This is a genomic window from Maricaulis sp. (assembly GCF_039978735.1).
In the GTDB taxonomy this organism is placed as follows: Bacteria; Pseudomonadota; Alphaproteobacteria; order Caulobacterales; family Maricaulaceae; genus Maricaulis.
Map to the genome: position 1 here is coordinate 12,364 of NZ_JBDWAS010000046.1, position 25,240 is coordinate 37,603.

24 protein-coding genes and 3 tRNA genes are annotated in these 25,240 nt (G+C 65.0%); 12 read left to right on the forward strand and 15 right to left on the reverse strand.

The window, feature by feature from the left end; translation table 11 throughout:
• Window positions 1-6: 6 nt before the first annotated feature.
• On the forward strand, window positions 7-1,323 hold the full coding sequence (locus ABJO18_RS14015) for a diguanylate cyclase (RefSeq protein ID WP_348509273.1): 1,317 nt from the start codon (window positions 7-9) through the stop codon (window positions 1,321-1,323).
• Here the strand turns inward: ABJO18_RS14015 and ABJO18_RS14020 are convergent.
• Window positions 1,314-1,631 carry a hypothetical protein gene (locus ABJO18_RS14020; RefSeq protein ID WP_348509272.1) on the reverse strand — a complete coding sequence of 106 codons (318 nt, stop codon included), beginning with the start codon at window positions 1,629-1,631 and terminating at the stop codon, window positions 1,314-1,316. The genes ABJO18_RS14015 and ABJO18_RS14020 overlap by 10 nt on opposite strands.
• A 234-nt stretch (window positions 1,632-1,865) precedes the next feature.
• Between ABJO18_RS14020 and ABJO18_RS14025 the strand changes: the two genes are divergently transcribed.
• Window positions 1,866-2,564 (forward strand): helix-turn-helix transcriptional regulator, encoded by a 699-nt coding sequence (locus ABJO18_RS14025; RefSeq protein ID WP_348509271.1) that lies wholly within the window; start codon window positions 1,866-1,868, stop codon window positions 2,562-2,564.
• Between the two features lie 161 nt (window positions 2,565-2,725).
• On the opposite strand, the gene mfd is transcribed toward ABJO18_RS14025, so the two are convergent.
• Together mfd and ABJO18_RS14035 are read right to left on the reverse strand one after the other, a co-directional pair.
• On the reverse strand, window positions 2,726-6,226 hold the full coding sequence (gene mfd, locus ABJO18_RS14030) for a transcription-repair coupling factor (RefSeq protein WP_348515976.1): 3,501 nt from the start codon (window positions 6,224-6,226) through the stop codon (window positions 2,726-2,728).
• A gap of 21 nt (window positions 6,227-6,247) precedes the next feature.
• Window positions 6,248-6,541: a succinate dehydrogenase assembly factor 2 gene (locus ABJO18_RS14035; protein WP_271186582.1), complete on the reverse strand. Its 294-nt coding sequence runs from the start codon at window positions 6,539-6,541 to the stop codon at window positions 6,248-6,250.
• Between the two features lie 77 nt (window positions 6,542-6,618).
• Here ABJO18_RS14035 and recG point away from each other — a divergent pair, with 77 nt between their 5' ends.
• Window positions 6,619-8,703: an ATP-dependent DNA helicase RecG gene (gene recG / locus ABJO18_RS14040; protein WP_348507384.1), complete on the forward strand. Its 2,085-nt coding sequence runs from the start codon at window positions 6,619-6,621 to the stop codon at window positions 8,701-8,703.
• Here recG and ABJO18_RS14045 read toward each other — a convergent pair.
• Window positions 8,690-9,352 carry a DUF502 domain-containing protein gene (locus ABJO18_RS14045; protein WP_271186580.1) on the reverse strand — a complete coding sequence of 221 codons (663 nt, stop codon included), beginning with the start codon at window positions 9,350-9,352 and terminating at the stop codon, window positions 8,690-8,692. The two genes, recG and ABJO18_RS14045, sit on opposite strands and share 14 nt — an antisense overlap.
• 141 nt (window positions 9,353-9,493) lie before the next feature.
• Between ABJO18_RS14045 and ABJO18_RS14050 the strand changes: the two genes are divergently transcribed.
• Entirely contained in the window at window positions 9,494-10,699 is a 1,206-nt protein-coding gene (locus tag ABJO18_RS14050; RefSeq protein ID WP_348507385.1) for a DUF3089 domain-containing protein, read from the forward strand.
• On the opposite strand, the gene kdsA is transcribed toward ABJO18_RS14050, so the two are convergent.
• On the reverse strand, window positions 10,696-11,544 hold the full coding sequence (gene kdsA / locus ABJO18_RS14055) for a 3-deoxy-8-phosphooctulonate synthase (RefSeq protein WP_348507386.1): 849 nt from the start codon (window positions 11,542-11,544) through the stop codon (window positions 10,696-10,698). The two genes, ABJO18_RS14050 and kdsA, sit on opposite strands and share 4 nt — an antisense overlap.
• Before the next feature lie 123 nt (window positions 11,545-11,667).
• Here kdsA and ABJO18_RS14060 point away from each other — a divergent pair, with 123 nt between their 5' ends.
• Window positions 11,668-13,137: a deoxyribodipyrimidine photo-lyase gene (locus ABJO18_RS14060; protein ID WP_348507387.1), complete on the forward strand. Its 1,470-nt coding sequence runs from the start codon at window positions 11,668-11,670 to the stop codon at window positions 13,135-13,137.
• On the opposite strand, the gene ABJO18_RS14065 is transcribed toward ABJO18_RS14060, so the two are convergent.
• Window positions 13,134-13,739, reverse strand: coding sequence for a DUF6134 family protein (locus ABJO18_RS14065; RefSeq protein WP_348507388.1), 606 nt, complete (start codon window positions 13,737-13,739; stop codon window positions 13,134-13,136). The genes ABJO18_RS14060 and ABJO18_RS14065 overlap by 4 nt on opposite strands.
• A gap of 114 nt (window positions 13,740-13,853) precedes the next feature.
• Here ABJO18_RS14065 and ABJO18_RS14070 point away from each other — a divergent pair, with 114 nt between their 5' ends.
• Genes ABJO18_RS14070 through ABJO18_RS14085 form a run of 4 tightly spaced genes read left to right on the forward strand, consistent with a single transcriptional unit; the run spans window position 13,854 to window position 17,035 of the window.
• Window positions 13,854-14,858, forward strand: a complete 1,005-nt coding sequence (locus ABJO18_RS14070) for a cysteine synthase A (protein ID WP_348507389.1) — start codon at window positions 13,854-13,856, stop codon at window positions 14,856-14,858.
• Window positions 14,855-15,679: a sulfurtransferase gene (locus ABJO18_RS14075; protein ID WP_348507390.1), complete on the forward strand. Its 825-nt coding sequence runs from the start codon at window positions 14,855-14,857 to the stop codon at window positions 15,677-15,679. The genes ABJO18_RS14070 and ABJO18_RS14075 overlap by 4 nt, the downstream gene beginning before the upstream one ends.
• A 19-nt stretch (window positions 15,680-15,698) precedes the next feature.
• Window positions 15,699-16,847 (forward strand): cystathionine beta-lyase, encoded by a 1,149-nt coding sequence (metC, locus tag ABJO18_RS14080; RefSeq protein ID WP_348507391.1) that lies wholly within the window; start codon window positions 15,699-15,701, stop codon window positions 16,845-16,847.
• 23 nt (window positions 16,848-16,870) lie between these two features.
• Window positions 16,871-17,035 carry a hypothetical protein gene (locus tag ABJO18_RS14085; RefSeq protein WP_271186572.1) on the forward strand — a complete coding sequence of 55 codons (165 nt, stop codon included), beginning with the start codon at window positions 16,871-16,873 and terminating at the stop codon, window positions 17,033-17,035.
• Window positions 17,036-17,051: 16 nt separating this feature from the next.
• Here ABJO18_RS14085 and ABJO18_RS14090 read toward each other — a convergent pair whose 3' ends face one another.
• Window positions 17,052-19,334: a hypothetical protein gene (locus tag ABJO18_RS14090; protein WP_348507392.1), complete on the reverse strand. Its 2,283-nt coding sequence runs from the start codon at window positions 19,332-19,334 to the stop codon at window positions 17,052-17,054.
• Window positions 19,335-19,418: 84 nt separating this feature from the next.
• The gene (locus ABJO18_RS14095) at window positions 19,419-19,766 is read right to left on the reverse strand and encodes an EF-hand domain-containing protein (protein ID WP_348507393.1); all 348 of its coding nucleotides are present in this window, start codon (window positions 19,764-19,766) and stop codon (window positions 19,419-19,421) included.
• A gap of 97 nt (window positions 19,767-19,863) precedes the next feature.
• Between ABJO18_RS14095 and ABJO18_RS14100 the strand changes: the two genes are divergently transcribed.
• The 3 genes from ABJO18_RS14100 to ABJO18_RS14110 all read left to right on the forward strand — a co-directional run bounded on the left by ABJO18_RS14100 (window position 19,864) and on the right by ABJO18_RS14110 (window position 22,131).
• Entirely contained in the window at window positions 19,864-20,046 is a 183-nt protein-coding gene (locus tag ABJO18_RS14100) for a hypothetical protein (RefSeq protein ID WP_348507394.1), read from the forward strand.
• A gap of 134 nt (window positions 20,047-20,180) precedes the next feature.
• Entirely contained in the window at window positions 20,181-21,464 is a 1,284-nt protein-coding gene (locus ABJO18_RS14105; RefSeq protein WP_348507395.1) for an HlyD family efflux transporter periplasmic adaptor subunit, read from the forward strand.
• Window positions 21,457-22,131, forward strand: coding sequence for an ABC transporter ATP-binding protein (locus ABJO18_RS14110; RefSeq protein ID WP_348507396.1), 675 nt, complete (start codon window positions 21,457-21,459; stop codon window positions 22,129-22,131). Before ABJO18_RS14105 ends, ABJO18_RS14110 begins: the two co-directional genes overlap by 8 nt.
• Window positions 22,132-22,334: 203 nt before the next feature.
• Here ABJO18_RS14110 and ABJO18_RS14115 read toward each other — a convergent pair.
• The 7 genes from ABJO18_RS14115 to ABJO18_RS14145 form a co-directional block, all read right to left on the reverse strand.
• Window positions 22,335-22,411, reverse strand: a tRNA-Arg gene (locus tag ABJO18_RS14115).
• A gap of 14 nt (window positions 22,412-22,425) precedes the next feature.
• On the reverse strand, window positions 22,426-22,731 hold the full coding sequence (locus tag ABJO18_RS14120) for an ETC complex I subunit (protein ID WP_348507397.1): 306 nt from the start codon (window positions 22,729-22,731) through the stop codon (window positions 22,426-22,428).
• 45 nt (window positions 22,732-22,776) lie between these two features.
• Window positions 22,777-22,853 (reverse strand) — tRNA-Pro (locus tag ABJO18_RS14125).
• Window positions 22,854-22,893: 40 nt separating this feature from the next.
• Window positions 22,894-23,532, reverse strand: coding sequence for a DUF192 domain-containing protein (locus ABJO18_RS14130; protein WP_348507398.1), 639 nt, complete (start codon window positions 23,530-23,532; stop codon window positions 22,894-22,896).
• Between the two features lie 99 nt (window positions 23,533-23,631).
• Complete coding sequence (locus tag ABJO18_RS14135) at window positions 23,632-24,156, reverse strand: cold shock domain-containing protein (RefSeq protein WP_348507399.1); 525 nt, start codon at window positions 24,154-24,156, stop codon at window positions 23,632-23,634.
• Window positions 24,157-24,493: 337 nt separating this feature from the next.
• Complete coding sequence (locus ABJO18_RS14140) at window positions 24,494-24,997, reverse strand: 6-carboxytetrahydropterin synthase (protein ID WP_271186565.1); 504 nt, start codon at window positions 24,995-24,997, stop codon at window positions 24,494-24,496.
• A 110-nt stretch (window positions 24,998-25,107) separates the two neighbouring features.
• Window positions 25,108-25,182, reverse strand: a tRNA-Glu gene (locus tag ABJO18_RS14145).
• Window positions 25,183-25,240: the final 58 nt, after the last annotated feature.

A 25,240-nucleotide genomic window follows, 5' to 3' on the forward strand; every position in this document is an offset into this window, starting at 1 on the left:
GGACGAATGGGACGCTCGCTCGACGTCCTTATATTCGGACTATCCGGCCGCGTGGACGGACTGGCGGAGCAATTGGGCCGGCTGGCCCTGAACTGCCGCATCGTCCGGGCCGACAGCCCGCCTGCCCGGCGGCACCATTACTGGGCCGGCGGCGTGATCCTCGCCGAATGTGAAAACGATATCGATGACGGGCTGCGCGCCTTTGCGCGCTTTTCCGACCAGGCCCTGCCCGTGCTTGTGGTGGGACCGGCCGGTCTTGCCCCGCGCGATACGGTGGATGCCTGGCTGCGCGATCCGGCACCGGCGGTTCAGATCGCGGCGCGCCTGCGTGCCCTCTTCCGCCTGCACTCGATGGAAATCGTCGCCGCCCGCCGCGCCGAGGTCACCGCGCTCTACGGTCGCGGCCGCCCGCAGGTGGAGCGCCAGGACACGCCGCCCAGCGTGCTCTATGTCGGCGATGCCTCGCCGCGCTTCATGGGGCTGCAGCATGTGCTGGAACAGGCCGGCGCCGACGTCGTCGCCGCCTTCTCCTCCTATTCCGCCTTCGACTATCTGCACGAACGCCCCTTCGACGCCGTGGTGCTGAACGCCACCGGCAAGCGCGAGATCGCCTTCACCATCTCCTCGGCCATGCGCCGCAATGCCCGGCTCTATCACACGCCGGTCGTGCTGCTGGCCGACCGCGTCGACGCCCAGACCTCTGACGAGGCCTTCGCGCGCGGCGTGTCCGATATTCTCGAGCCCTCCGCGGGCGATGCCGAGCTGCGCGAGCGTATCCTCACCCTGACCGAGGAGCGCAAGCGCCGGCGCCACGCCAAGGCGGCGCTGGATGCCTGCCGCGATCCGCGGACACTGGATATCGAGACCGGCCTGTTCAATTCCGGTTTCCTGGTGTCACACATCCAGGACCTCTTGAACGTCTCGGCCCGCGACGAGCTGAGCTTTGCACTGATTGCGCTGCAGATCATGCTGCCGGAGGGCCGCGAACGTCCGGACGATACCTCCGCCGAGAAGGCGCGCCGCCAGTTTGCCGCGATGCTGCGTCACCTGCTGCGCACCGAGGACGCTGCCGCGCGCTTCTCCGGCGATGTCTTCATGGCCGTTCTGCCCTTCACCGACGCGCCGGGGATTGACTGTGTCGCCGCCCGGATCGCCGCGATCGCGGAATGCACGGCCTTTGAAAGCGAGGATCCGCTGCATCCTTTCCGTCTGACCGTGCGGGCTGCGCCCGTTCCGGTCCGCACCGGCGAGACGGCGGAAGCCCTGGTCGAGCGGGCGATGCGGGCCCTGCAGAGTCCGGCCCAGATCGTCGCTCAGGCCTGAGGCTTGCCGCCGACCGGCCCGTCGCGCACCAGAAGCACCATCCCGCCACCCATCAGGACAAGGCTGACAAAGAAACATCCGCCGGCCGCGAGCAGCAGGCCGGCCGCGCCGCCGAGCGAGTATTCGCGCCCGGCCTGCGCCAGGATCAGGAAGCCCAGCGGGATCCCCAGCATGGCGAGTTTCAACAGCATGCCGCCGGCACCGCGCAGCACCGCGCGTATCCGCAGCATGACCAGCAGAAACAGCATGAAGCTCAGCCCGGTCAGGATCTGAAAGGCCGGTGTGAGAATTTCCTTCGAGGCGTCCATGGCACATCTCCCCGCTTGATGATGCCCGCAGGCTCGCCGGAATCAGCGTGGCGGTCTCTCCCCCGTTCCGGGGGGCTGGCCGGGGGCGGTCCTGGCCACGAAAGCCGGCAAGACAAGAAATTCCTGCGCTTTCCCGGATAGTCCTTGTTATTCTTCTTCCAGTCGGTTCGGGACTTTCCAAGACTTCCGGAACGAGCCGCGCAGATGCGCTGCGGCCAGACCGTGAGGAAGACCATGAAATTCGGTGATTATCTGCGCCAGAAGCGCGAAGACAGGGGCTGGACCCAGCCCGAGGCCGCCGCAAAGGCGCGCATCGAACAATCCTATCTGTCCAAGCTGGAAACCGGACGATCCTACCCGTCCGACGACGTCTTCGAACGCCTGGTCGAGGTGTTCGGCATCGATACGGCCGAGCTCAGCGAAAGCGTCTCGGCGGCCGAACTCGATCGCTTGCGCGAAATCCGTGAAGTGCGCGCTGCGGTATTGGCCGGACAGGCCGGGCGCCTGCGCCTGACGCGCGGCTGGCTGCTGGCCGGCCTGGCCTTCCTGATGCTGGGTGGCGGCGCGCTGGGCCTGTCCCGCATCGACCTGTCACAGGACAGCCATCTCTACTACTACCGCTCGGAAGGCGTGCTGGCCGTCGATGAGAGCCCGCGCCTGTTCAACGACACTCGCCACACCCTGTCCGCCGAGGATCCCCGCGATGACGAGATCCGGGCCCTGCGCGAGCGGATCGACCAGGTCGATGTGGTGACCGACCGCAATCGCGGCAGCGGCTACTACGAGGAGGTGGAGAACGGCCGGCGCTATTTCGACCTCTATGAGGACGAGGTCGTCACCCTGCCCAACCCGCTGCGCTGGTTCCTGGTGCCCGGGCTGATGCTCCTGCTGGGCAGTCTGGGCTGCTTCTTCATCAGCTTCCGCTGGCGGTAAGCGCCCGGCTCCCCAAGAATCTCGAGACCAACCTGACCAAAACACTTTCCCCGGACCCGTTCCGGGGTCTGGCGGCGCTTCAGGCGCAGGCTCAACCGGGCCCCGGCACAAGGCCGGGGAAAGTAGATCGAGCCCGGGAAAACAGAGTGAGCTGAGCAGGCTCAGGCCGTTCCGGCCTGGGCCTGTTTCGCCCGGGCGGCGATGTCGGCAAGCGGCGCCATGGCCCGCTCGATGGCGCGCAGACGATCCTCCGGTGCATCCCATTCGGCGCGCAGGACCAGCTTGTGGTCCGGGCGCACCTTGAAGAGAGCCGGGTTCTTCGAGATGTGCTCGATCAACGCCGGTGGATCGACGAATTTGTCGCCGCGGAAATGGATGACCGCGCCCTTGGGGCCGGCATCCACCTTCTCGACGCCGGCATGCTTGCACAGCGATTTCACTGCGACGACACGCATCAGCGTCTCGACCTCGCCCGGCAGCGGGCCGAAACGGTCGATCAGCTCGGCGGCAAAGGCCTCGCGCTCGGTCTTGGTGTCCAGCGAGGACAGGCGGCGATAGAGCTGCAGGCGCACATCCAGATCGGGGACGTAGTGGTCCGGGATCAGGACGGCGGCGCCGGCATTGATCTGCGGCGACCATTCGCCCTCATCCTCGGCATCGCCGCCACCGCGCAGCGAGGCGACCGCTTCTTCCAGCATGGACTGGTAGAGCTCGACGCCGACATCCTTGATATGGCCCGACTGTTCCTCGCCCAGCAGATTGCCGCCACCGCGCAGATCGAGATCGTGCGAGGCCAGGGTGAAGCCGGCGCCCAGACTGTCGAGCGACTGCATGACTTTCAGCCGCTTGTCGGCGCCATCGGTGATCTTCTGGCGCATCGGCGTGGTGAGATAGGCGTAGGCGCGCGTCTTGGAGCGCCCCACGCGGCCGCGCAGCTGGTAGAGCTGGGACAGGCCGAACCGGTCGGCCCGGTGCACGATCAGCGTGTTGGCGGTCGGGATATCGATGCCGGATTCCACGATCGTCGTGGACAGGAGCACGTCATAGCGGCCCTCATAGAAGGCCGTCATGATGTCTTCCAGCTGGCTCGCCGCCATCTGGCCATGCGCCGCGACGAAGGACACTTCCGGCACGCTTTCGCGCAGGAAGGTCGCGGTCTCGTCGAGATCGGTGATGCGCGGCACCACGAAGAAGGCCTGGCCCCCGCGATATTTCTCGCGCAACAGCGCCTCGCGCACCGAGACCGGATCGAAGGGCGCGACATAGGTGCGCACGGCCAGACGGTCGACCGGCGGCGTGGCGATGATGGACAGATCGCGGATCCCGGTCAGCGCCAGCTGCAGCGTCCGCGGGATCGGCGTCGCGGTGAGCGTGAGCACATGTACATCGGTGCGCAGCTCTTTCAGGCGCTCCTTGTGCTTCACCCCGAAATGCTGCTCCTCGTCGACGATCAGCAGGCCGAGATCGGAGAATTTCACCGTCTTGGCGAGCAGTGCGTGCGTGCCGACGACGATCTCCACCTTGCCATCGGCCAGTTCGTCGCGCGTGGCCTTGGCTTCCTTGGCACCGACCAGGCGCGACAATTGCCGCACTTTCACCGGCCAGTTGCGGAAGCGTTCCGAGAAAGTCTTGTAGTGCTGGCGGGCCAGCAGGGTCGTGGGGGCCACGACGGCCACCTGGCGGCCGGACATGGCGACGACAAAGGCGGCGCGCAGCGCCACCTCGGTCTTGCCGAAGCCGACATCGCCGCAGATCAGCCGGTCCATGGGCCGGCCGCGCGCCAGATCGCCGAACACGTCCTCGACCGCATTGAGCTGGTCGTCGGTCTCGGCATAGGGAAAAGCCGCGCAGAACTCGTCGAAAATACCGCTGGCCGGTTCGATCGGATCGGCCTTGCGGGCCATGCGCTCGGCCGCGATCTTGATGAGCTGGTCGGCCATGTCGCGCAGGCGCTTCTTGGCCTTGGCCTTGCGCGCCTGCCAGGCGACACCGCCCAGCTTGTCCAGCTGCGCCGTCTCGCTCTCGGCGCCATAGCGCGAGAGAAGTTCTATATTCTCGACCGGCAGGTAGAGCTTGGCCGCGCCGGCATATTCCAGCTCGATGCAATCGTGCGGCGCGTCCTGTACCGGCAGGGTTTTCAGGCCGATGAAACGGCCCAGACCGTGATCGGCATGGATCACCAGATCGCCCGGCGACAGCGAGCCCGCCTCGACAATGATGTCTGCTGACTTGCGTCGCCGCCGCGGCCGCGCCAGACGGTCGCCGAGGATGTCCTGTTCGGAGATGACGGCGAGTTCGTCGGTCTCGAAACCGCGTTCCAGCGGCAGGACGACACGCGCCACGGCGGCGGCCGGCAGGCTCGTCACGTCGGCCCAGCTCTCGCAGGCGCGAATGCCGGAAATCCCGTGATCGCCCAGCACGCTGGCCAGGCGTTCCGATGCGCCGCCGGACCAGGAGGCCAGCACGACGCGCTTGCCGGCCTTGGTGAGGTCACGCACATGGCCGGCCGCTGCGTCGAATACATTGACGTTCTGGGCCGTGCGTTCGGCGGTGAAGGCGCGGCCCTGCTTGCCGCCGGCATCGATGGTCTGCGGGCCCGGCTCGCGGAAGGCGGTAAAGCGGCGCACCGCCCGGCCCTGCAGGGCCTTGGTCCAGTCGCCTTCGGCGAAATACAGCGCTTCCGGTTTCAGCGCCCGGTAGGTCGGCGCCGACAGGCTGCTCTCATGCCGGCTCTCATCGACCGTGGTGCGCGCCTCGTAATAGTCGGCGACCTGTTTGAGCCGCTCGTCCAGCGCATCCTGGGCCAGATGGTCGATACCGATCAGCGTATTGTCCGGCAGATAGTCGAACGGTGTGGCGAGGTGTTCGTAGAACAGCGGCAGCCAGTGCTCGACACCGGCCGGGCGCGCGCCGGCGCTGACCTGTTCATAGACCGGGTCGTCCTTGATCGCGCCGAAGGTCTTGATGAAGCCGGAACGGAAGCGCGACACCGTCTCCTCGTCCAGCAGGACCTCGCTGACCGGGGTGAAGGATATGCCGTCCATCTGGCGGGTCGAGCGCTGGGTTTCCGGATCGAAACCGCGGATCGATTCCAGCGTGTCGCCGAAGAAGTCGAGGCGGACCGGTTCCGGCGCGCCGGGCGGGTAGACGTCGATCACACCGCCGCGCACGGCATAATCGCCCGGCTCCATCACCGTGGCCGTGCGGGCATAGCCGTTGACCGCGAAATGGTGCTTGAGCTCTTCGACATCGACGCTGGCACCGGGGCGGATCGCAATGCCCGCGCCGGTGAGCACCTCGACGGGCGCACAGCGCTGGGTCATCGCATTGATCGTGGTGACCAGGAAAACCGGCTTGCCGCCCAGCCCGCCGGCCAGACGGGCCAGTGTCGCCGCCCGGCGCGCGGCCACACGCGGTGACGGCGAGATGCGGTCATAGGGCTGGCAGTCCCAGGCCGGCAGGCGCAGGATTTCCGCGTCGGGGGCGAAGAAGTCGAGGGCGGAGGCAAAGGCTGCCGCGCGGGAATCGTCGCGTGCGATAAAGACGCTCAGCCCGCCATGCAGACGGCCGGCATCGGCCAGCATCAGCGCATCCAGGCCCTCCGGCGCACCGCAGACAGTGGCCGGGCCCTGGGCGCGGGCGATCATCTCGATATCGGACATGTCTGCGCTGCCTCGCGAATATCAGGCTTTCGGCCCGTCGCCGAAGGCTGCGTCCGCATCGACGCGGAACGCCTTGAGCCGGTCCATCACCGGCGTGTCGAATTCGGCCGGAACGGGCTCGCGCCCGATGATCCAGCCGTACACATCCTGATCAGACTGGTCGAGCAGGGCCTCGAACGCGTCGAGTCCGGCCTTGTCCAGGCTGTCGATATTGTCGTCGCAGAAGCGGCCGAGGATCAGGTCGGCTTCCTTGAAGCCGCGGCGCCAGGCGCGGATCCGCAATTTCTTGCGTTGGGTGTCGAGCGTATCGGTCATGATGGGCGCATATAGTCCCGTTGAAAGGCCGCGTCGACCGGTGGCAGCCGCGCAACTTGCCGATAAAGTAGATAAGGATGCGCCCAGAGATTCTCTTCCCCCTGTTCCAGGACGTCACCGCCCTGCCCGGTATCGGCCCCCGGCTGGCCACGCTGGTCGCCAAGGTGGCGGGGCCGCGGGTGAAGGATGTGGTGTTTCTCAAACCGGCCAGCATCGTCGACCGGTCGCGCCAGGTCAGTGTGATCGATGCGCCGGAAGACCAGATCGTCACCCTCACCGCCACGGTCGAGGAACATGTGCCCGGCCGCCGCCAGGGCCAGCCCTACAAGGTGCGCATGTATGACGGGACGGGTTTCCTGCATCTCGTCTTCTTCCATGCCCGCCCCGACTATCTGCAGCGCATCCTGCCCGTGGGCGAGAGCCGCATCGTCTCGGGACGTTGCGAGCGCTATGGCTCGGAAATCCAGATGCTGCATCCCGATCTGGTGATGACAGAGGAAGAAGCCGCCGGCACGCCGCTGATCGAGCCGGTCTATCCGCTCACCGCCGGGCTTGTCGGCAAGACGATGCGCAAGGCCGTGTCCGGTGCGGTGGCGATGGTGCCCGCCCTGCCCGAATGGCTGCCGCCGGATATGTGCGGCGAGAAGGGCTGGCCGGATTTCCGCCAGGCCGTGCGCATGTTGCACGCGCCGGAATCCGCAGCCGATCTGGACCCGTCGCATCCGGCACGCGCGCGGCTGGCCTTTGACGAAGTGTTTGCCCGCCAGCTCGCCCTGCAGCTGGTGCGGGCACGCCGCAAGGCCCAGTCCGGCCGGGCGCTCAAGGGAACAGGCGAGAAGGTCCGCGCCATCCTCGACAATGCGCCTTTCGCGCCGACCGGCGCCCAGACACGGGCCTTCGAGGCGATCCGTGCCGACATGGAGTCCGGCGAGCGGATGACCCGGCTGCTGCACGGCGATGTCGGCGCCGGCAAGACGTTCGTCGCGGCCCTCGCTGCGGCCCAGGCCGCCGAGGCCGGCACGCAGGCCGCGATCATGGCGCCGACGGAAATCCTGGCAAGGCAACACGCCAAGACCCTGGCGCAGCTGCTTGAACCGGCGGGGCTTTCCGTGATCGCCCTGACCGGCCGGGACAAGGGCGCCGCGCGCAAGGAGATCCTGGAACGCATGGCCGCCGGCACGGTGGATGTCGTCTGCGGTACTCACGCGCTCTTCCAGGAGGGCATTGAATTCGCCGATCTCGGCCTGGTCGTGATCGACGAACAGCACCGTTTCGGCGTCTCCGACCGGATGCGGCTGACGGCCAAGGGGCACAAGCCGGATACGCTGGTGATGACCGCCACCCCGATCCCGCGCACCCTGTCGCTCGCCGTCTATGGCGATCTCGACGTGTCGCGTCTGGACGAGAAGCCGGCTGGTCGCATCCCGCCGGAAACGCGGCTGGTGTCGATGGAGCGGCTGGACGAGGTGGTGGAGGGCGTGCGCCGGGCCATCGGCCGCGGCGACCGGGTCTACTGGGTGTGTCCGCTGGTCGAGGAATCCGAACAGTCCGAACTCTCCGCCGCCGAGGATCGCTGGCGGCATTTGCGGGCCGCGCTGGGGGATCAGCGCGTCGGCCTGCTGCACGGCCGCATGAAAGCGGCCGAGAAAGAAGCCACCGCCAACGCGTTCCGCAATGGCGAAATGGATGTGCTCGTCGCGACCACCGTGATCGAGGTCGGCGTGGATGCGCCCGACGCCACGGTGATGATCATCGAACACGCCGAACGCTTCGGCCTGGCGCAATTGCACCAGCTGCGCGGACGCGTCGGCCGGGGCGACAAGCCCTCCTCCTGCCTGCTCCTGTACAAGGGCCCGCTGGGCGAGACGGCCCGCTCACGCCTGGAGACCATGCGCGAGACCGATGACGGTTTCCGCATCGCCGAGGAGGACTGGCGTCTGCGCGGCGCCGGCGATCCGCTGGGCCTGCGCCAGAGCGGTCTGCCGGACTTCCGTCTCGCCGACATGGAAGCGCATGGCGAATTGATCGCCGAAGCGAATGACCAGGCCCGCCTGCTGGTCCATCAGGACCCTGAACTGACAGGCGCTCGCGGCGAGGCCCTGCGGGTCCTGCTCTACCTGTTCGAACAGGACCAGGGCGTGCGCATGCTCAGGTCCGGGTGAACATTTCCGGCGGCAGGGTGGCGCGCACATCGCGCGGCAGCTTGTCCGGCGTGACCATGCCGAAGGAAATGATCAGCTTGGCCGCCTCCTCCACAGACATGTCGATCGGGATGGTGTTCTTCTTGGGCGTGTAGAGCAGGAAGCCGGAGGTCGGGTTGGGCGTTGTGGGCACGAACAGGCCGACCACATCGTCGGAAATCTTTTCCTTCAGATTATTGTCGCCATTGGCCGAGACGAAGGCGACCACATAGAGCCCTTTCATCGGATACTCGATCAGCACGACTTCCTTGAAGGAATTGCTCTTTCCGGAAAAAACCGTCTCCATGATCTGCTTCAGCGCGCCATAGACATTGCGCACAAGCGGCACGCCGGCGACGATCCGGTCGCCCAGATTGATCAGCGTCCGGCCGAACACATTTGCGGCGAAGGCGCCGAGCAGGGTGAGGATCACCACCGCGATCAGCACGCCGAGCCCGGGCAGGGTGAAGTCGCCCGGCAGATAGTTTTCCGGATTGTAGCGCGCCGGTATCAGCGGCTTGACGACATTGTCGACGAAGCCGACGAATGCGACGATCAGGTAAAGCGTCACACCCAACGGGGTTGCGATAACGATCCCGGTGAGGAAACTGTTGCGAAGCCAGCGAAACATGGCACTCCCGTGTCCGGACGGCGCAAGGCGCGTGAAAAGAGCTGATTCCCCCGCAGCAAGGGTAGTCTACGTTATGGATTCCGGTGCGCCAATCTCGGCACGCGACGTCTTCCGGCAAGTCTGCAGGGAGACCGTGACCGCATGAAGGCCAATCCTGTCTCGATCGCTCGCTGGATGATGCTGGCCGGCGCGGCCGGCTTCCTGGTCCTGCTCGCACTGACCAGCTGGGCCCTGCGCGACCAGATCTATCAGACCTTCCAGGACCCCGGCGAACCCTTCCAGACCTATACCCCGCCGCGCGGCGCCAATTATGCCAGCGCCGAGGCCTGGTTTGCCCGCGGCACCTTTACCGGGGAGGACGAGCCGGCGGTGTTCTTCGTCCATCCCACGACCTATCCGGGCGGTTCGAACTGGAATGCCGAGCTGGACAAGGAACGCGCCGTCGAGGCGGTGACGCGGACCATGCTGCCCAATTATGCGGCCCCCTTCGCCAATTCCGGCGTGCTCTTTGCGCCGAAATACCGCCAGGCGGCGCTCTATACCTTCATGAACAACCGCGAGGATTCCATCCTGGCGCGGCAGTTTGCCTATGGCGATGTCGAACGTGCCTTCGACGCCTTCCTGATGCAGGTGGGCGATGACCGGCCGATCCTGCTCGCCGGTGTCGGCCAGGGCGGTTTCCACGTGCTGGGCCTGCTGATCGAGCGGATCGCACCCGATCCGGAACTGCGTGAGCGGCTGATCGCCGCCTATATCCTCGAATCGCCGGTGCCGCTGGACCTGTTCAACAATGTGCTCGCCGATATCCCGCCCTGCGAGACACCCGAGGATGTGCGCTGCGTGCTGGCCTATTCCTATGCCCGCCCGGGCGAGGAGGATCGCATCCGCATCCTCACCGAACGCTCGATGACCTGGACGCCGCGCGGCGGTCTGGACTTTGTCGACGGGCGCGGCCTCCTGTGCGTCAATCCGATCCTGTCGGCGCGCACGGCGGAATATGCCTCGGCGCGCCTGCATCGTGGCGGCGTGGCCGCCGAAGGCCTGCCGCCGGACTCAACGCCAGCGCCCGTGCCCGGACAGACCGGCGCCCAGTGCGGCGATGGCATCCTGTTCGTGGAAGAGCCGGACTATGCCGATCTGCGTCGCCCCAACCGCATGGCCGAGGAATACCGGGTCCCGCCCTTCAACCTCTTCTACGAGGATCTGCGGCTGGATGCGGCTCGGCGCAGCCTGAACCTCTCCACCATCCTGCAGGAGGAACGCCGCTGGGCACCGGCACTGGACGGGATTGAGGAAGTCGAGGATGCGCCCGTTGTGCCCATCCCCGACAGACGGGAATTCCGCTAGAGGCCTTTGGCGAGAGCGTCGAACTCGAGCAGGCGTGCGGCCAGGGCTTCGAATTCGCTCAGCGGCACCATGTTGGGGCCGTCCGACGGCGCATTGTCCGGATCCGGATGGGTTTCCATGAAGACGGCGGCGACGCCCACAGCCACGGCCGCACGGGCCAGGGTCGGCACGAATTCGCGCTGACCGCCGGAGGTCGTGCCCTGCCCGCCGGGCTGTTGCACGGAATGGGTCGCATCGAACACGACGGGTGCGCCGAAGCTGGCCATGATCGGCAGTGAACGCATGTCGGAGACGAGCGTGTTGTAGCCGAAGCTGGCGCCGCGTTCGCAGGCCATAACATTCGGATTGCCGGCGTCGGCCACCTTGGCGATGACATTCTTCATGTCCCAGGGCGCCAGGAACTGGCCCTTCTTCACATTCACCGGCTTGCCGGTCTCGGCGGCTGCGATCAGCAGGTCGGTCTGGCGGCACAGGAAAGCCGGGATCTGGATCACGTCGACGGCCTGGGCGGCGAGCTTCGCCTGCTCGGCCGTGTGCACATCGGTCAGCACCGGCAGGCCGGACTTCTCACGGATCTCGGCAAACACCGGCAGCGAGGCTTCCAGCCCCATGCCGCGCGCGCTCGAGAGCGAGGTGCGGTTCGCCTTGTCGTAGGACGTCTTGTAGATCAGGCCGACATCGAGACGGTCGGCGATCTCGCGCAATTGCTGGGAGACTTCCAGCCCGTGTTCGCGGCTTTCCAGCTGGCACGGACCGGCGATGAAGGTGAGCTTGCGGTCATTGCCGATCTCGATCGGATCTCGACCGGGACGGGGGATGGAAATCACGGAATTGACCTGGCTCATTCACGGCCTCCTTCGGGCCTCGTTCTGCTGCCGGCCTGCAGCCGGCGCTGGTGTCGCTCGCCTGATCCGATATCGGGTCGGCGGCGTATTCAGACAAGGCCCTTATCGATCCACAGGACACTCATGGCAACTGCAACCGCCACCGCACCTGCACTCGTCTGGTTCCGGCGCGATCTGCGCCTTGCCGATAATCCGGCACTGCATGCGGCGGTCCAGAGCGGCCGGCCGCTCCTGTTTGTCTATATCCGCGAAGAGGATACGGCGCTGCGCCTGTCGCCGGGCGCCGCAGCCGACTGGTGGCTGCACCACTCGCTGACCGCCCTCGCCGCCGACATCGAACGCCTGGGCGGAACGCTCAGCCTGCGCCAGGGTGCGGCGGCCGATCTCATCCCGCAGATCGTACGCGAGGCCGGCGTGCGCGAGGTTTTCTGGAACCGGGTCGACTGGCCCTGGATCGACGCCCGCGACCGCGATATCGCCGAAGCCTTGCAGGCCGCGGATGTCCGGCCGCGCGCCTTCCGCGCCACGACCCTGATCGACCCGGCCAGCGTGCTGAACGGCTCCGGCAAACCCTATAAGGTGTTCAGCGCCTTCTGGCGGGCCGCACAGAAGGACTTCTCGCCCCGCGCGCCCCTGCCCGCACCGGACCGGCTGAGGCCCGCGGACGCAATTGCCAGCGATGCGCTGGCGGACTGGGGCCTGCTGCCGGTGAAGCCCGACTGGGCGGCCGGTTTCCATGACCGCTGGACGCCCGGCGAAGCCGCGGCCCGCAAACAGCTCGAAACCTTCCTCGGCGAGACGCTGCCCGACTACAAGACCCATCGTGACCGGCCCGACCTGTTCGGCACCTCACGCCTGTCGCCGCATCTGGGCTGGGGCGAGATTTCCGCCCGCTCGGTCTGGCACCGGGTTCAGCTGCACGCGGAGCGCGGCCAGTCCTTCGGGGCGGCCGAGAAATATCTCGCGGAAATCGGCTGGCGCGATTTCGCCTATTATCTCGTCCATCATTTCGGCGATCTGCGGGAAAAGAATTTCGATCCGCGCTTCGATCACTTTCCCTGGCGCGACAATTCCGACGGGCTGAAGGCCTGGCAGCGTGGCCGGACCGGTATTCCGATGGTCGATGCGGCGATGCGCGAGCTCTGGAAGACGGGCTGGATGCATAATCGTCCGCGCATGATCACCGCCTCCTATCTGATCAAGCATATCGGCTGTCACTGGCGTGACGGCATGGCCTGGTTCGAGGACACGCTGGTCGATGCCGATCCGGTGGTGAATGCCGCAAGCTGGCAATGGGTGGCCGGCTCCGGCGCCGATGCAGCGCCCTATTTCCGTGTTTTCAATCCCGCGACGCAGGGCGAGAAATTCGACCCGGACGGTCATTATGTCCGCCGCTGGGTGCCCGAACTCGCCGGACTTTCAACGCGCGACATCCACGCGCCATGGGAGACGTCAGCCGGTCAGCTGGCATCGCAGGGCGTGGAGCTGGGACGCACCTATCCGCGCCCCGTGGTCGATCTGAAAGCCGGCCGCGAGGCTGCCCTTGCGGCCTTCGAGCATATGAAATCGCAGTTTGCTGAAGAGGACGCCTAAACGTCCTGCAGGACGTAGCGGATTGTCTGGCCGCGCGCCTCAAAGGCACACCCGACCCAGCGCCCTTCGGCATCATACCAGAGATCGACCGTCAGCGTGCCGGTCATGCGGATGTGGCGCGCCTCGATCTCGCCGGACGCCGTCTCGATCGTTTCCAGCCCCAGATCCTCGATCTCCACGGGCATGGGAGCGCCGGTTTCGGTATTCAGGATGCGCGTAAGCGCCGGGTCATAGCCCAGCCAGTGGCTGGACGGTATCAGGTCGGCAAGGCCGGCATCGCTGCCGCGTTCGACATCCACTGCGACCCGGTCGCCATCCTTCAGTGTCTCGGCTTCCAGCGAGACCAGCTGTCCGTCGCGCCAGACTTCCTCGGCGGCATGTTCATACCGAAACACGGTGATCGGGCCGAGGCCCGCCCGAAGTTCGATATCGATATCGACCAGAAGCGCGCCATCCTGCCCCTTGTCGAAACGCACTTCATGGCGGCCGAAGGCCTGACCATTGCGCAGCACGTCGAACACGATATCGGCGGGCGGTTCAGCGGGAACGGACGCCGGCGAGGCGAAGGCGGTGTAGAGGAGGGTCAGGACGAGCGTTTTCATACCCTGTCTACGCGCGAAGGTGCGATCCGGATCCCCGGATTTGCGTTTTATGGCTGGAGACTCGACAAGACCGTGCCTATATCGCCCGAACCGTCCGCAAACTGGAGAACGCCCGTGACCCCCGCCAAGTCTGTCGTCGACCTGATCGGAAACACGCCGCTGATCCGGCTCAATGCCGCTTCGGAGGCCACCGGCTGCGAGATTCTGGGCAAGGCGGAATTCCTCAATCCCGGCGGGTCGATCAAGGACCGCGCCGCCCTGGGCATTATCCGCGCCGCGGAGGCTTCAGGCGCGCTGAAACCCGGCGGTACGATCGTGGAAGGCACGGCCGGCAATACCGGGATCGGCCTGGCCATGGTCGGTGCGGCGCTGGGCTACAGGGTGGTGATCGTCTTCCCGCGCACCCAGTCGAAGGAAAAGAAGGACGCGATCCGGCTTCTCGGCGCCGAGCTGATCGAGGTCGATGCCGTCCCCTATTCCAACCCCAATCATTATGCCCGCTATTCCGGCACGCTGGCCGAGGAACTGGCCAGGAGCGAACCCAATGGCGCGATCTGGGCCAACCAGTTCGACAACACCGCCAATCGCGACTTCCACGCGGCCACCACGGCACAGGAAATCTGGGAGCAGACGGACGGCAAGGTGGACGGCTTCATCTGTGCTGTCGGTTCCGGCGGCACGCTGGGCGGCCTGTCGGCCGGGCTGAAGGCGAAAAATCCCGAGGTGCAGATCGGGATCGCGGATCCCGGCGGTGCGGCGCTCTACGGCTATTTCGCCCATGGCGAGCTGAAGGCCGAAGGCACGTCGATCACCGAAGGCATCGGCCAGAGCCGCATCACGGCCAACCTCGTCGATACGAAGGTCGACCGGGCCTATCGCATCTCCGACGAGGAAGCCCTGCCCCTGATCTTCGATCTGATCACGCAGGAAGGCCTGTGCCTGGGCGGATCGTCGGGGGTCAACATCGCCGGCGCCATCCGCATGGCGCGCGATATGGGCCCCGGCCACACCATCGTGACCGTGTTGTGCGATCACGGCTCGCGCTACCAGTCCAAGCTCTACAATCCGGATTTCCTGCGCGAGAAGGGCCTGCCGGTGCCGGCCTGGATGGAGGCATGACCGACCCGGTTATCTCCGTTGCCGAGGCGCTCACCCGGCACGGCGCTGCCGGAACCGTCTTTCTTGATGCGACCTGGACCTTCGAGGGCGGGCCGCAGCCGCGCGTGACGGGTTGTATTCCCGGTGCCCGGCTGATCGATATCGACACGGTGAAGGACGAAACCTCGTCCCTGCCCCACATGCTGCCGCCGCCGGATGTATTCGAACGCCATGCGCGCGCCCTGGGCATCAACCGGGACAGCGAACTGATCGTCTATGACCGCATGGGCCTGTTCAGTGCAGCGCGTGTCTGGTGGATGTTCCGGGCGATGGGACATGAGGCCGTGCGTGTGCTGGACGGTGGCCTTCCGCTCTGGTTGACGGCGGGCGGACCGGTCGAGAACGGCCCGGCCGATGACTGGCCTCAGGGCGATTTCACCGCCGACCTCCAACCCCACCGTCTCGCCGGGCGGGAGCACGTGCTCGATGCGGTCACATCCGGCACGCACCAGATTCTCGATGCGCGGCCAGCCGCCCGCTTTGCCGGAAGCGCGGCGGAACCGCGTCCCGGCATGCGCAGCGGACATATGCCCGGCGCGTTGAGCCTGCCCTTCATCCAGCTGCTGAACGAGCGGGGAGAACTGGCCGGCCAGGCCGATCACTTCCGCGCCGCCGGCCTGCACGACGACAGGCCCGTCATTACCACTTGCGGCTCCGGGGTGACGGCCTGCATCCTTGCGCTCGGACTTGAAAGACTGGGCCGTACGGCCGCCGTCTATGATGGCTCGTGGGCCGAATGGGGCTCGCGCGACGATACACCGATTGAAACCGGCCAAGACTGACAACAGATTGAGGGACTTGATGAAGGACGAAACCCGGCTCACCCGGCTTGGACGGCCGCATGACGAACGCGGACAGGTCAATCCGTCCGTCGCCCGCGGCTCGACCATGCTCGCGCCCTCGGCAGCCGAGCTCTACGACTTCCCGCCGGGGCGCGTGCATTACGGCCGGGTCGGTCTGGAGACCCATCAGGCCCTGCGCGGCGCGCTGACCGAGCTGCAGGGCGGTGCCGGCTGCGCCCTCACCTCCTCCGGCCTGATGGCCAACACGCTGTCGATCCTGGCCTCGGTCGAGGCGGGCGGAACCGTGCTGGCGGCCGACTGCATCTACGGGCCGGTGCGCAACTTCCTTTTGACCACAATGCCGAAATTCGGCGTGAAGACGGAATTCTTCGCGCCCCGCATGGGAGCCGAGATCGCCGATCTCATCACGGACGAGACCCAGGCCATCCTGCTGGAATCGCCCGGCTCCCTGACGATGGAGATGCAGGACATTTCCGCCATAGCCAAAGTGGCGCGCGAGAAGGGCGTCATCACCATTATCGACGACACCTGGAGCGCCGGGCTGACCCTGAAGCCGCTGCAGCTGGGCGTCGACTATGCCGCCCAGGCGCTGACCAAATATGTCGGCGGGCATTCCGATCTTCTGCTGGGCGCCGTGGTGGCGCGCGACGAGGCGCTGTTCGCGCGGCTGCAGGCGACCGAGCGCAGCTTCGGCTTCCACACCGCGCCCGATGATGTCTATCTCGCCCTGCGCGGCCTGCGCTCGATGGCGGTGCGGATGGAGCGCAGCTTTGCCTCCTCCATGGCCATCGCCGACTGGTTGAAGACCCGTCCCGAGACCGGCCGCATCCTGCACCCGGCCCATGCAGACCATCCCGACAACGCCCTGTTCCAGCGCGACTTTACCGGCGGCTGCGGTCTGTTCTCGGTCGAGTTTCCCGGCTGGGATATCCCGAAAAGCGAGCGCTTCCTCGATGCGCTCGGCGTGTTCGGCATGGGCTTTTCCTGGGGCGGATACGAGAGTCTGGCGATCCATTGCGACCCCCAGCTCAAGCGCACCAAAACCGCGCACCGCCATGACGGCGCCCTGATCCGCTTCGCCATCGGCCTGGAAGCGCCGGAAGATCTCATCGCCGATCTGGAACGGGGCTTCGCTGCCGTCTCCTGATCCAGCATGAAAGGGACGTAGACATGTGGCTTTTTCTTCTGTGGTGGCTGGTCGACGATCACATCGCCGCCGCGCTCGATGCACCCGGTGTCGGCGAACTGCCGATCTGGGTCCCCCTGATCATCGGCATCGCCTTCTCGGTGACTTTCTCCGCCAATGGCGGCGGCAAGGGGCGTTGCCGGGACTGAAAATCGACCACTCATCCTAGCTCCCGCGCAACACGGTTGCCGGACTCGTGCGTGAGATCAGCACAAAGCAGATCAACGCGACCAGCAAGACCGGAAGGACACACACTGCCGACGCTTGGCCCATGGCCAGGATGCGGGTCATGGGATCGATCCGGGATAAACCGCCCCAGCTCGACCAGGCACCGTTTATGAAGACTGTCAGGATCGAGGTGCTGACGATACTAGCCACGGCCGACAGGAAAACGGGAAGGAAAATTCCCGGTGCCAACCGGGATGGCCGGGCACCCAATGCCAGCCGGATGGCGATTTGACTGCGCGCCGCTGCGAAGGTCTGCAGGGACAACGCCACGGCAACGAGCAGGAAAACAATCATCAGGACAAGAGAGGCGAGGTTGAGAATGCTCGCCACCCGCCGCTCGCGTTCATAGGCGCGCTGTCCAAGCTCGCCGATCGACAGGATCTGCGAATCCAGTCCGGAAAGAGTTGACGCGTCAAATACATCCGAAGGCACGAGACCGGGTTTCAGGCGCACAAGAAAGCTTAGATATGGATCGCCCTGGGGGTTGAAGGTGGTCGCAAGGTCCACTCCGGTCAGGTGCACCACGGGGTCGCCGTGACTTGCCAGTTTCCCGCGCCGGACCGGCTCGATAACGGCCACGATGCGGCAGGTTTCCACGCGATCCGCCAGTACGAGATTGCGTCCGATCTGCGACCTGTAGCCAAGGGAAGATATCTGATCCGCCGCCGTCGTCTCCAGCACGGCCTCGCAATGCCGCGCTGCACCCCACAGACGTTCTGGCACCGCGCCGGCCACGACGTCTGCGTCGACGAATTGCGGCCAGCTCATTCCTCCTGTCAGAACACTGACCTGGACGAGCGCCCCGCCTTCCAGTGCAACAGGCATGTTCAGACTGCTGTCCAGGAACGGGTACCAGTTCAACACGGTATACCCGTCGACAAACGCAGAGCGCTCAGCGCTTGCGACAAGCCGCCCGATCACAGCCCTGTCATAGCTGCTCATGCGCCATGTCCGGCTGTCCTCAAGACTGAGCACCGCCCCCCGGCGCGCCTCCAGGGAGAATTGTGCCGCAACAAAGCCGAGAGAGGCCGATCCCGTTGACAGGACGGCCAGACCGATGACCAGCGCAAAGGCGGTGTTCCGCCGTCTCGCCTGACCCGATAGAGCCAGCCGGGCCGGCGCTTCAGTCGCCAGCGGCGTCAGGGAGAGACCGGCAAACAGCAATATCAGCACCAGCCCGGACCCGAATGCTGCTGCAATCGGCTGAAGGAGTTTCGTGGGATCCGGCTTGTTCAACGCGCCTAGGACAGGTTCCCCGAACACGACCGAAAGGCTGAAAGCCCCCAACGCAAGAATCGCGCCTGCCAGACCGAGCAACAGGAGTATCCTGAACGCGAGGCGTTTCGGCGCCGCGCCCAGCATCACGCGAATCCCGAGCTTTTGCCTGTTTGTCGCAATCGAACCGGACGTCAGAAGGCCGATCGCCAAGGCTGTACCGCACAGTGCTGACAGCCCGCAAAACAGCGCGACGGCCAGTTCGAGCCCCTGCCCCGTGACAATGAAGTTAGCATCGCCGAGGCCCGGTGCTGCGCTGATCCTCAGTCCCGTAACGGGTTCGAGGCGGGCGGCCAGGAAGGGAAAGCCCACGTCATCCGCGAGAACTGGGGCAAGCTGCCCCTCCACCTCGGCCGGAGAAGACGTTCGGATGTAGATGACGCCGTCCCGTTCCGGGCTGAAGGCGCGTGAAAGCAGGATGGCTTCATACTGCAGGTGCGAACCGGCAGGCGGATCGGCAACCACACCGAGAACGGGATAATAAAGACCGGCAATCTCCACTTCTGCAGGCATGGCGCCTGTTTGTGGCCTCAACCGACCTGCCCCCGATCGAGTAAGCCAGACGCCGCTCTCATCGGACGCCAGGCCGAGCCCGAAAAAGTCGGGAAACCGGGTCGAGCTGGCAATGGTCCTCAGCTGGACGGCACTTTCGGAAGCGCCCACACGGTGCACATGTCCGCTTTCGGCGATCAGCAACGCGTCCTCAACACCCGATATGTCGGAGCGGATACGTTCCAGGGCCTGGGCGCTGAACTGATAGACTCTGAAATCCGGAAGCGTCGTCGAACCCGCAAACTCCGGAGCGAAGCCCGCAGTCAGGCGGTACGTCCTGAGCGCTGCCGGATAGCCCCTATCACCGGTCAAATCCGTCCAGGCACTTGAAAGCAGGACAGCCGAGACACTCAACCCGCCAAGCAGGGTGAATAGACCTGCCATCGCGAGCATGGCGGATTGTAGACGGAACGGCATTGGTCAAGATATTGGCATCAGCGAGCACGCGGGACGACCGGCGTGAAGCGCCAGCGACCGTCATCCTCCTTCCCGACTCTGCGCCTCAAGCTCCAACCCCTTCGCAACATACTCAGGCAAGGTGACTTCGGAGTCAGCATTCACATCGAACATCGCAAACCAGGCGTCGGCTGCCGCTTCGCCGGTCAAAGCCTCGCCCGTGTTGGCATTACTGAAGGACATGGGTATTCCAGCCAGTTCATCTCTCAGAACGGCCCCATCCCCGTTTTTGTCAAGAACACCAAATATATGTTCCATTTGAGCTTCGATCTCTTCCGCGGCCTCCGGCTCATCGTCCGGCGGGTTCGAGCACGCAGCTATGGCAATGCCAAGAAGCAGGGGAAGAGCAACTTTCCAAGCGGCATCCATTTTTTGACCTCAGGTTGTTCTCGTGTTAGGTGCATTACGTCGGGATGCCACCTTAAACCGCGCCAGCGAATAAGTTGGCCAACTGAAGGAAATCGTAATGATCAAACGAAAATATGCAACCTTAGCGTTGATCACCGCAAGCTTGCTGTCTTTTGGTACAGCATCAGCCTATGCCGGTGTCGTATGTCGGCAGACGCAGGTATGCAGCACCACCGGCGGGGTTCAGCACTGCATTTATGGCGTGGTGTGCTGGGAAGAGCAAAACCAAACCATCGAGTAAACCCATTTGCGTTCCTTTCTTGTGATGCGGCTCGAACAACGAGACCGCATCACCTTTTCCCAAGTATTTGTGCCTTGCGATTTCCAGCCGACGCATTACTTTTGGTTGTCTTGAATAAATGACGACTGGCAAGCTTGTCCAATTTCGTGATGACCCCGACCCGTTCCTTGCCCACAGATCGGCGAACACGCGCATTTCCTTGGGTCCTCGCGACAGGCGGTGCCGTCGCCGCCCTGCTCATCATGGTCATATTCCTGATCTGGCGAGCAGGCGTGTTCGTCCCGACGCTCGATGTCGATCGCGTTGTTTTGGGCGATGCCCAAAGCGGACTCTTTGCGCCGGAAGTCACGGTGCCGGGCGTCGTTGTGGACATGGCCACTACGGCCGCGCCATCGCCGGAAGACGGGTCGGTTTTGCAAATCCATTTCCGCAATGGCGATCAGGTGGCGGCCGGGGAAGTCGTCCTGATGCTCCGCAATTCTGCTCTGGAACGCGAAGTTGCTGACAATCTGGTCCGGCTGGGCCGGGAGGCGCTCGCCATCGAGGCGCAAATCGCCGATCTCGATCGCCGGGTAAACGACGCCAGGTCGCAGTTACGGGACATCGCATTCCGCAAACGCCAAGCCGTCATGGAGCTGGAACGGAATCTTGTCCTCGAACAACGCGGCTTCGCCTCCCCCGCCCGCATGGAGCGCCTGAGAGACGAAGTGGCCTTCTTCACGGAAGAAGAAATCAACGCCGACGAGGTCCTGGAAAACACCCGGCAGGACGCAAACCGGCGTTCCGAACGCCTGAATGCGGCGCAGGCGCGCCTTGAACGGCTGTCGCAGAGCATCGCTGATCGGCTGGACGGGCTGACCATACGCGCGCCCGCCGACGGCCAGATATCCGGGCTGACCCTGAGTGTGGGCGAGCCCGTCTCGTCGGGTGAGGTTCTGTTCACCGTCACCCGCGGCCGCCCGGACAGGATATCGGCCCAGGTCATGGAAAGCGCGGCCCAAGACCTGTTTGTTGGGCTGGAGGCCAGGCTGCGCACGCCCCACTCGGGCGATTTGAGTATTGAAGCCATCGACCCCCAGGCCCGCGACGGGGCCGTGGAGGTCCGGCTGTCATTCCTGTCAGAGGTCCCCGACGATCTCCGCGCCGGTCAGATGGTGCAGATCGCCATCCAGACGGACGAGCCCCGGACCGCCGTCAGCGTGCCGTTCGGCGAGCTTGTCGGACCCGATATGATCTGGGTGTACGACGAGCCGAACGGAACCGCGACACCCAGACCCGTCCGGCTGGGCCAGCGCGCGGGCGCCCGGGTCGAAGTGCTCGACGGCTTGTCCGGAAACGAAACGATCCTTGTAAGCGCGCCGCGCCCGATCGATGGTTTTCGCTCCGTGCGTATCCGGGGTGCGCAAAGCAATGAGTGACGCACTCACACTGATCGCGGTCACAAAGCGCTTCCGGACCCGAAAAGTAGAAACCACGGCGCTTGACCAGGTCACCATGAGTATTCCCCGGGGCGAGTTCCTGTCGATTGTGGGGCCCTCGGGATCTGGCAAGTCCACACTCATTGCCATCATGGGGTTGCTGGAAAAGCCGAGCGAGGGACAGGTGGCTTTCTTTGGCGAAGACGTCACCCGGGCTGGGTCCGGACGGCTTGCAGATTTGCGGCGCCATCATGTCGGGTTCGTGTTTCAGTCATTTCATCTCATGAGCGACGAAACTGTCGTAGAAAACGTCATGGCCGGCCTCGACGGGATTGAGCGTTCGAGACGTCTTCGCCGGGAGCGGGCAATGGAAGCGCTCAATGCGCTTGGCATTGAGCACAGGGCGGATCACTTGCCCGCTCAACTGTCCGGCGGCCAGCAGCAACGTGCCGCGATCGCTCGCGCCATGGTTCGCGAACCACGCCTTTTGATATGCGACGAACCGACGGGAAACCTGGACCCGGAGTCCGCTGGCATCGTCATGGGCCATATCGACGCCATCCGGGAGCGCGGCGCCACGGTCGTGCTGGTTACACACGATCATGTCATTGCCGGGCGGGCCGACCGGACCATCGCCCTCGAACACGGACGTATAAAACAGCCTTGAGCGCGTTCCATATGAGCATCGACCCCGGCACCGCAAGCGGCGACAGACTCGGGTCGTGCGGAGCGGGGACAAAGGAGAGATGGCGCCGGCTGATGGGCCGGCCTCAAACCCCGCAGCCCTGAGCGCGTTCCATGTGAGCATCGACCCCGGCACCGCAAGCGGCGACAGGCTCGGGTCGAGCGGAGCGGGAACAGAGGAAAAAGTGGCGCCCCCGGCAGGACTCGAACCTGCAACCATCCGCTTAGAAGGCGGGCGCTCTATCCGGTTGAGCTACGGAGGCCAGACAGGTCCGGTCTAGTGCGACCAGGGCTGTTTGCGATCGGCGGAGAAATTGTCGGCGTAGGACTTCTCGTACCGCTTGGGTTCGTGCGGCTCGACGACCTGGAAAGGGATGCCCTGGCGCTTGGCGTAGGCCACGGCGTCTTCCTGGCTGTCGAACTTCAGGCGGATCTGGCTGCGCATGTCCGAGCTGGACGTCCAGCCCATCAGCGGATCCGGCCTTTTCGCCATCTCCGGCGAAAACTCGAGCACCCACTTCTTCGTCTTGCCGCGGCCCGACTGCATCGCATTGCGGGCCGGACGATAGATCCTCGCGAACATGCGCGTCTCCCATTTCAACCGCATGGACCGGCGAAAACCGGTCAATGGTCGGGGCGGCAGGATTCGAACCTGCGACCCTCTGGTCCCAAACCAGATGCGCTACCAGGCTGCGCCACACCCCGAATATTGCCCTTATGTAAGCGCCCTCGCCTTTAGGCAAGCCTACTGCGCGTCTTCGGGCGTATCCTGTGCAGGCGTATCCGTATCCGGCTCGCCGGCAGTCCCGGCATCCATGTCTTCAGCCGTTTCTTCAGCGGTTTCTTCCGGGGCCGGCGCCGCATCGTCCGCACCCTCGTCCACATTGCCGAAAAAGGCGTGACGGACCGTATCGCCGGGGCGGATACCGAGTTCGAATGTGCGGCCCGCAGCCAGTTCCAGAACGCCGGAAACCACGGCATCCGATGCCAGGCTGCGGCGCGAGCCGGCCTGGGCATGACCGACAATCTTCACGATTTCGCCGTCCGGCGCGATGAAGACGAGGTCGAGATCGATCAGCGTGTTTTCCATCCACATCGCCGTGCGGCGGGGCGGAGAATAGTGGAACAGCATGCCGGCATCGGGATCCAGCGTCTCGCGCCACATCAGGCCGCGTTCCAGCTGTTCCGGCGTGGTCGCCAGCTCGGCCGTGAAGACATGCCGGCCATCGGCGCTGTCGATGACGACCGGCTCGGGCCCGCCAAACGTGATGGCGGACACTTCCGCGGTGGGGTCGGAAACGGTGGCGTCGGGCGTTGCGGCCGCCGGTTCGGCGTCCTGCGCCCAGGCCGGCGCTGAGACGCCGACCAGAAGGGAAAGGATCAAGCTGCGCATGTGCCGGAAGCTAGCGGGCGTCTGCGCGTTGCGCAACGCCGGACAGACGCCGCGAGCCCGTCATCAACAGCCGGAGCGGGTCTGCCCGGATCAAGCGCCCTGGGCAGGCCGGATTTCCGCGGCCAGAGCGCCCTTGGGGCCCTCGATGCAGCGCACTTCCAGCGTATCGCCCGGCGCCACGTCTTCCAGACCGGCGCGGCGCAGGGTGGCGGCATGCAGGAAGACATCGCCCTCCACTTCCGCGCAATTGACGAAGCCATAGCCGCGCAACGGATCGAACCATTTCACCACGGCCTGGCAGAAAGGCGCGCTGGATACGGCATAGGGATGGAAACGCCGCGGCCGCACCTCGGCCTGCGTGTCGCCGCCGCTCATCTCGACCAGTTCTATGGCCTGCCGCCCCTTGTCGCCGCGGACGGCCTTGCAGACCACTTTGGCGTTCGGTAGGGCCGGACCCTGCCCGAAACGGCGCAGACAGCTGGCGTGGAGCAGGATGTCGCCCTCGCCGTCAACCGCGTCAATGAACCCGTACCCGCGCGCGGGATCGTACCACTTAACGCGGCCCTCCAGTTGAAGCACTTCGGTGTCTTCAAAAACATCGTGAGCCAGAACCATGATATCGCTCGCTTAAACAACCCTCGAGTGAAGATTTGTACACAAATTCATGACCGAAGAGAAGACGAATCGGCCGATTGGTTGCGTTTTGCGACTTCGACATCTAGTCGCTGCGAGCGGTTCTCAACGAAATTAACGCAATATGTTGGGGTTGAACTGATTTTCAATCACAACCTGATGCGGATTTCCTGTCTTTCTCGTAAGGTTCATTTTTCTCCTGAGAGGCGAGTTTCTTCGCGCGAATCCGGTTCGGGAATTCGCGCCACGCGTAAAAACCGCCGATCCGGCGATCGGCGGTGGCAGAAAATCGTGGAAAACTCGAAACTTTCCCGGCGTCTCAGCCGAGTTCTTCGTGCAGCCGGTCGCTTTCGGCGAGACGCGCGACGGCGCGCGTAGAGCGATAGATGGCGCTGTTCGAACCGTGTTCGGAACATTCCACCGATTCCACCCAGCAGCGCCCGCCCGTGGCCTCCCGGACGATCTCGTCCGCCTTGTGGAAGGTCATCTCGGCCATCCGCTCGCAGCTCGTCCCCGGCACCACCCGGACGCGGGCAATGCCGCGCTCGCCCAGCGCTTCCAGCGCCGGCCGCTCCGGGTCGTCTTCTGCGACAAGAAGCGAGTGATCGAACATCTCGTGCAGCCAGTCGCGGATCTTGCCGAAACCGCCCTTGCCGAAGTCGAGCACCCAGCCGCGCTTGTCGAGCTGTTCGGCGGCAAACACGAAGCGGAAGCCGAAGGAGTAGCCGTGCAGGAGGCTGCAATCGCTGTCCGCCGCCCATTGCCGCGAGCAACAGGACAGGCCGCGCTCATTGCCATAGGTCTTGGTGGAAAGATGGGCCATTGCCTCACGCTCCCGACATCGCATCCGTGATCAGGGGACAAACCTGCCCCACCCTCGCCGGCATACCCAGCGATCCTACCACGTCTGCACATGAGAAGGAGGAGATCGCGTGGCAGGCCCTAGGGGAATCGAACCCCTCTTTCCAGGTTGAAAACCTGGCGTCCTAACCGATAGACGAAGGGCCCGCGGCGATGAGGGCCGTCGTATAGAAAAGCCTGAGACCGCTTGCAAGCGGGAATTTCG

What these genes read in the sequence shown, in the direction of transcription:
- ABJO18_RS14015 (WP_348509273.1), top strand. Translation starts at nt 7, where the DNA reads ATGGGACGCTCGCTCGACGTCCTTATATTCGGACTATCCGGCCGCGTG.
- ABJO18_RS14020 (WP_348509272.1), bottom strand. Translation starts at nt 1,631, where the DNA reads ATGGACGCCTCGAAGGAAATTCTCACACCGGCCTTTCAGATCCTGACC.
- ABJO18_RS14025 (WP_348509271.1), top strand. Translation starts at nt 1,866, where the DNA reads ATGAAATTCGGTGATTATCTGCGCCAGAAGCGCGAAGACAGGGGCTGG.
- mfd (WP_348515976.1), bottom strand. Translation starts at nt 6,226, where the DNA reads ATGTCCGATATCGAGATGATCGCCCGCGCCCAGGGCCCGGCCACTGTC.
- ABJO18_RS14035 (WP_271186582.1), bottom strand. Translation starts at nt 6,541, where the DNA reads ATGACCGATACGCTCGACACCCAACGCAAGAAATTGCGGATCCGCGCC.
- recG (WP_348507384.1), top strand. Translation starts at nt 6,619, where the DNA reads ATGCGCCCAGAGATTCTCTTCCCCCTGTTCCAGGACGTCACCGCCCTG.
- ABJO18_RS14045 (WP_271186580.1), bottom strand. Translation starts at nt 9,352, where the DNA reads ATGTTTCGCTGGCTTCGCAACAGTTTCCTCACCGGGATCGTTATCGCA.
- ABJO18_RS14050 (WP_348507385.1), top strand. Translation starts at nt 9,494, where the DNA reads ATGAAGGCCAATCCTGTCTCGATCGCTCGCTGGATGATGCTGGCCGGC.
- kdsA (WP_348507386.1), bottom strand. Translation starts at nt 11,544, where the DNA reads ATGAGCCAGGTCAATTCCGTGATTTCCATCCCCCGTCCCGGTCGAGAT.
- ABJO18_RS14060 (WP_348507387.1), top strand. Translation starts at nt 11,668, where the DNA reads ATGGCAACTGCAACCGCCACCGCACCTGCACTCGTCTGGTTCCGGCGC.
- ABJO18_RS14065 (WP_348507388.1), bottom strand. Translation starts at nt 13,739, where the DNA reads ATGAAAACGCTCGTCCTGACCCTCCTCTACACCGCCTTCGCCTCGCCG.
- ABJO18_RS14075 (WP_348507390.1), top strand. Translation starts at nt 14,855, where the DNA reads ATGACCGACCCGGTTATCTCCGTTGCCGAGGCGCTCACCCGGCACGGC.
- metC (WP_348507391.1), top strand. Translation starts at nt 15,699, where the DNA reads ATGAAGGACGAAACCCGGCTCACCCGGCTTGGACGGCCGCATGACGAA.
- ABJO18_RS14085 (WP_271186572.1), top strand. Translation starts at nt 16,871, where the DNA reads ATGTGGCTTTTTCTTCTGTGGTGGCTGGTCGACGATCACATCGCCGCC.
- ABJO18_RS14090 (WP_348507392.1), bottom strand. Translation starts at nt 19,334, where the DNA reads ATGCTCGCGATGGCAGGTCTATTCACCCTGCTTGGCGGGTTGAGTGTC.
- ABJO18_RS14095 (WP_348507393.1), bottom strand. Translation starts at nt 19,766, where the DNA reads ATGGATGCCGCTTGGAAAGTTGCTCTTCCCCTGCTTCTTGGCATTGCC.
- ABJO18_RS14100 (WP_348507394.1), top strand. Translation starts at nt 19,864, where the DNA reads ATGATCAAACGAAAATATGCAACCTTAGCGTTGATCACCGCAAGCTTG.
- ABJO18_RS14110 (WP_348507396.1), top strand. Translation starts at nt 21,457, where the DNA reads ATGAGTGACGCACTCACACTGATCGCGGTCACAAAGCGCTTCCGGACC.
- ABJO18_RS14120 (WP_348507397.1), bottom strand. Translation starts at nt 22,731, where the DNA reads ATGTTCGCGAGGATCTATCGTCCGGCCCGCAATGCGATGCAGTCGGGC.
- ABJO18_RS14135 (WP_348507399.1), bottom strand. Translation starts at nt 24,156, where the DNA reads ATGGTTCTGGCTCACGATGTTTTTGAAGACACCGAAGTGCTTCAACTG.
- ABJO18_RS14140 (WP_271186565.1), bottom strand. Translation starts at nt 24,997, where the DNA reads ATGGCCCATCTTTCCACCAAGACCTATGGCAATGAGCGCGGCCTGTCC.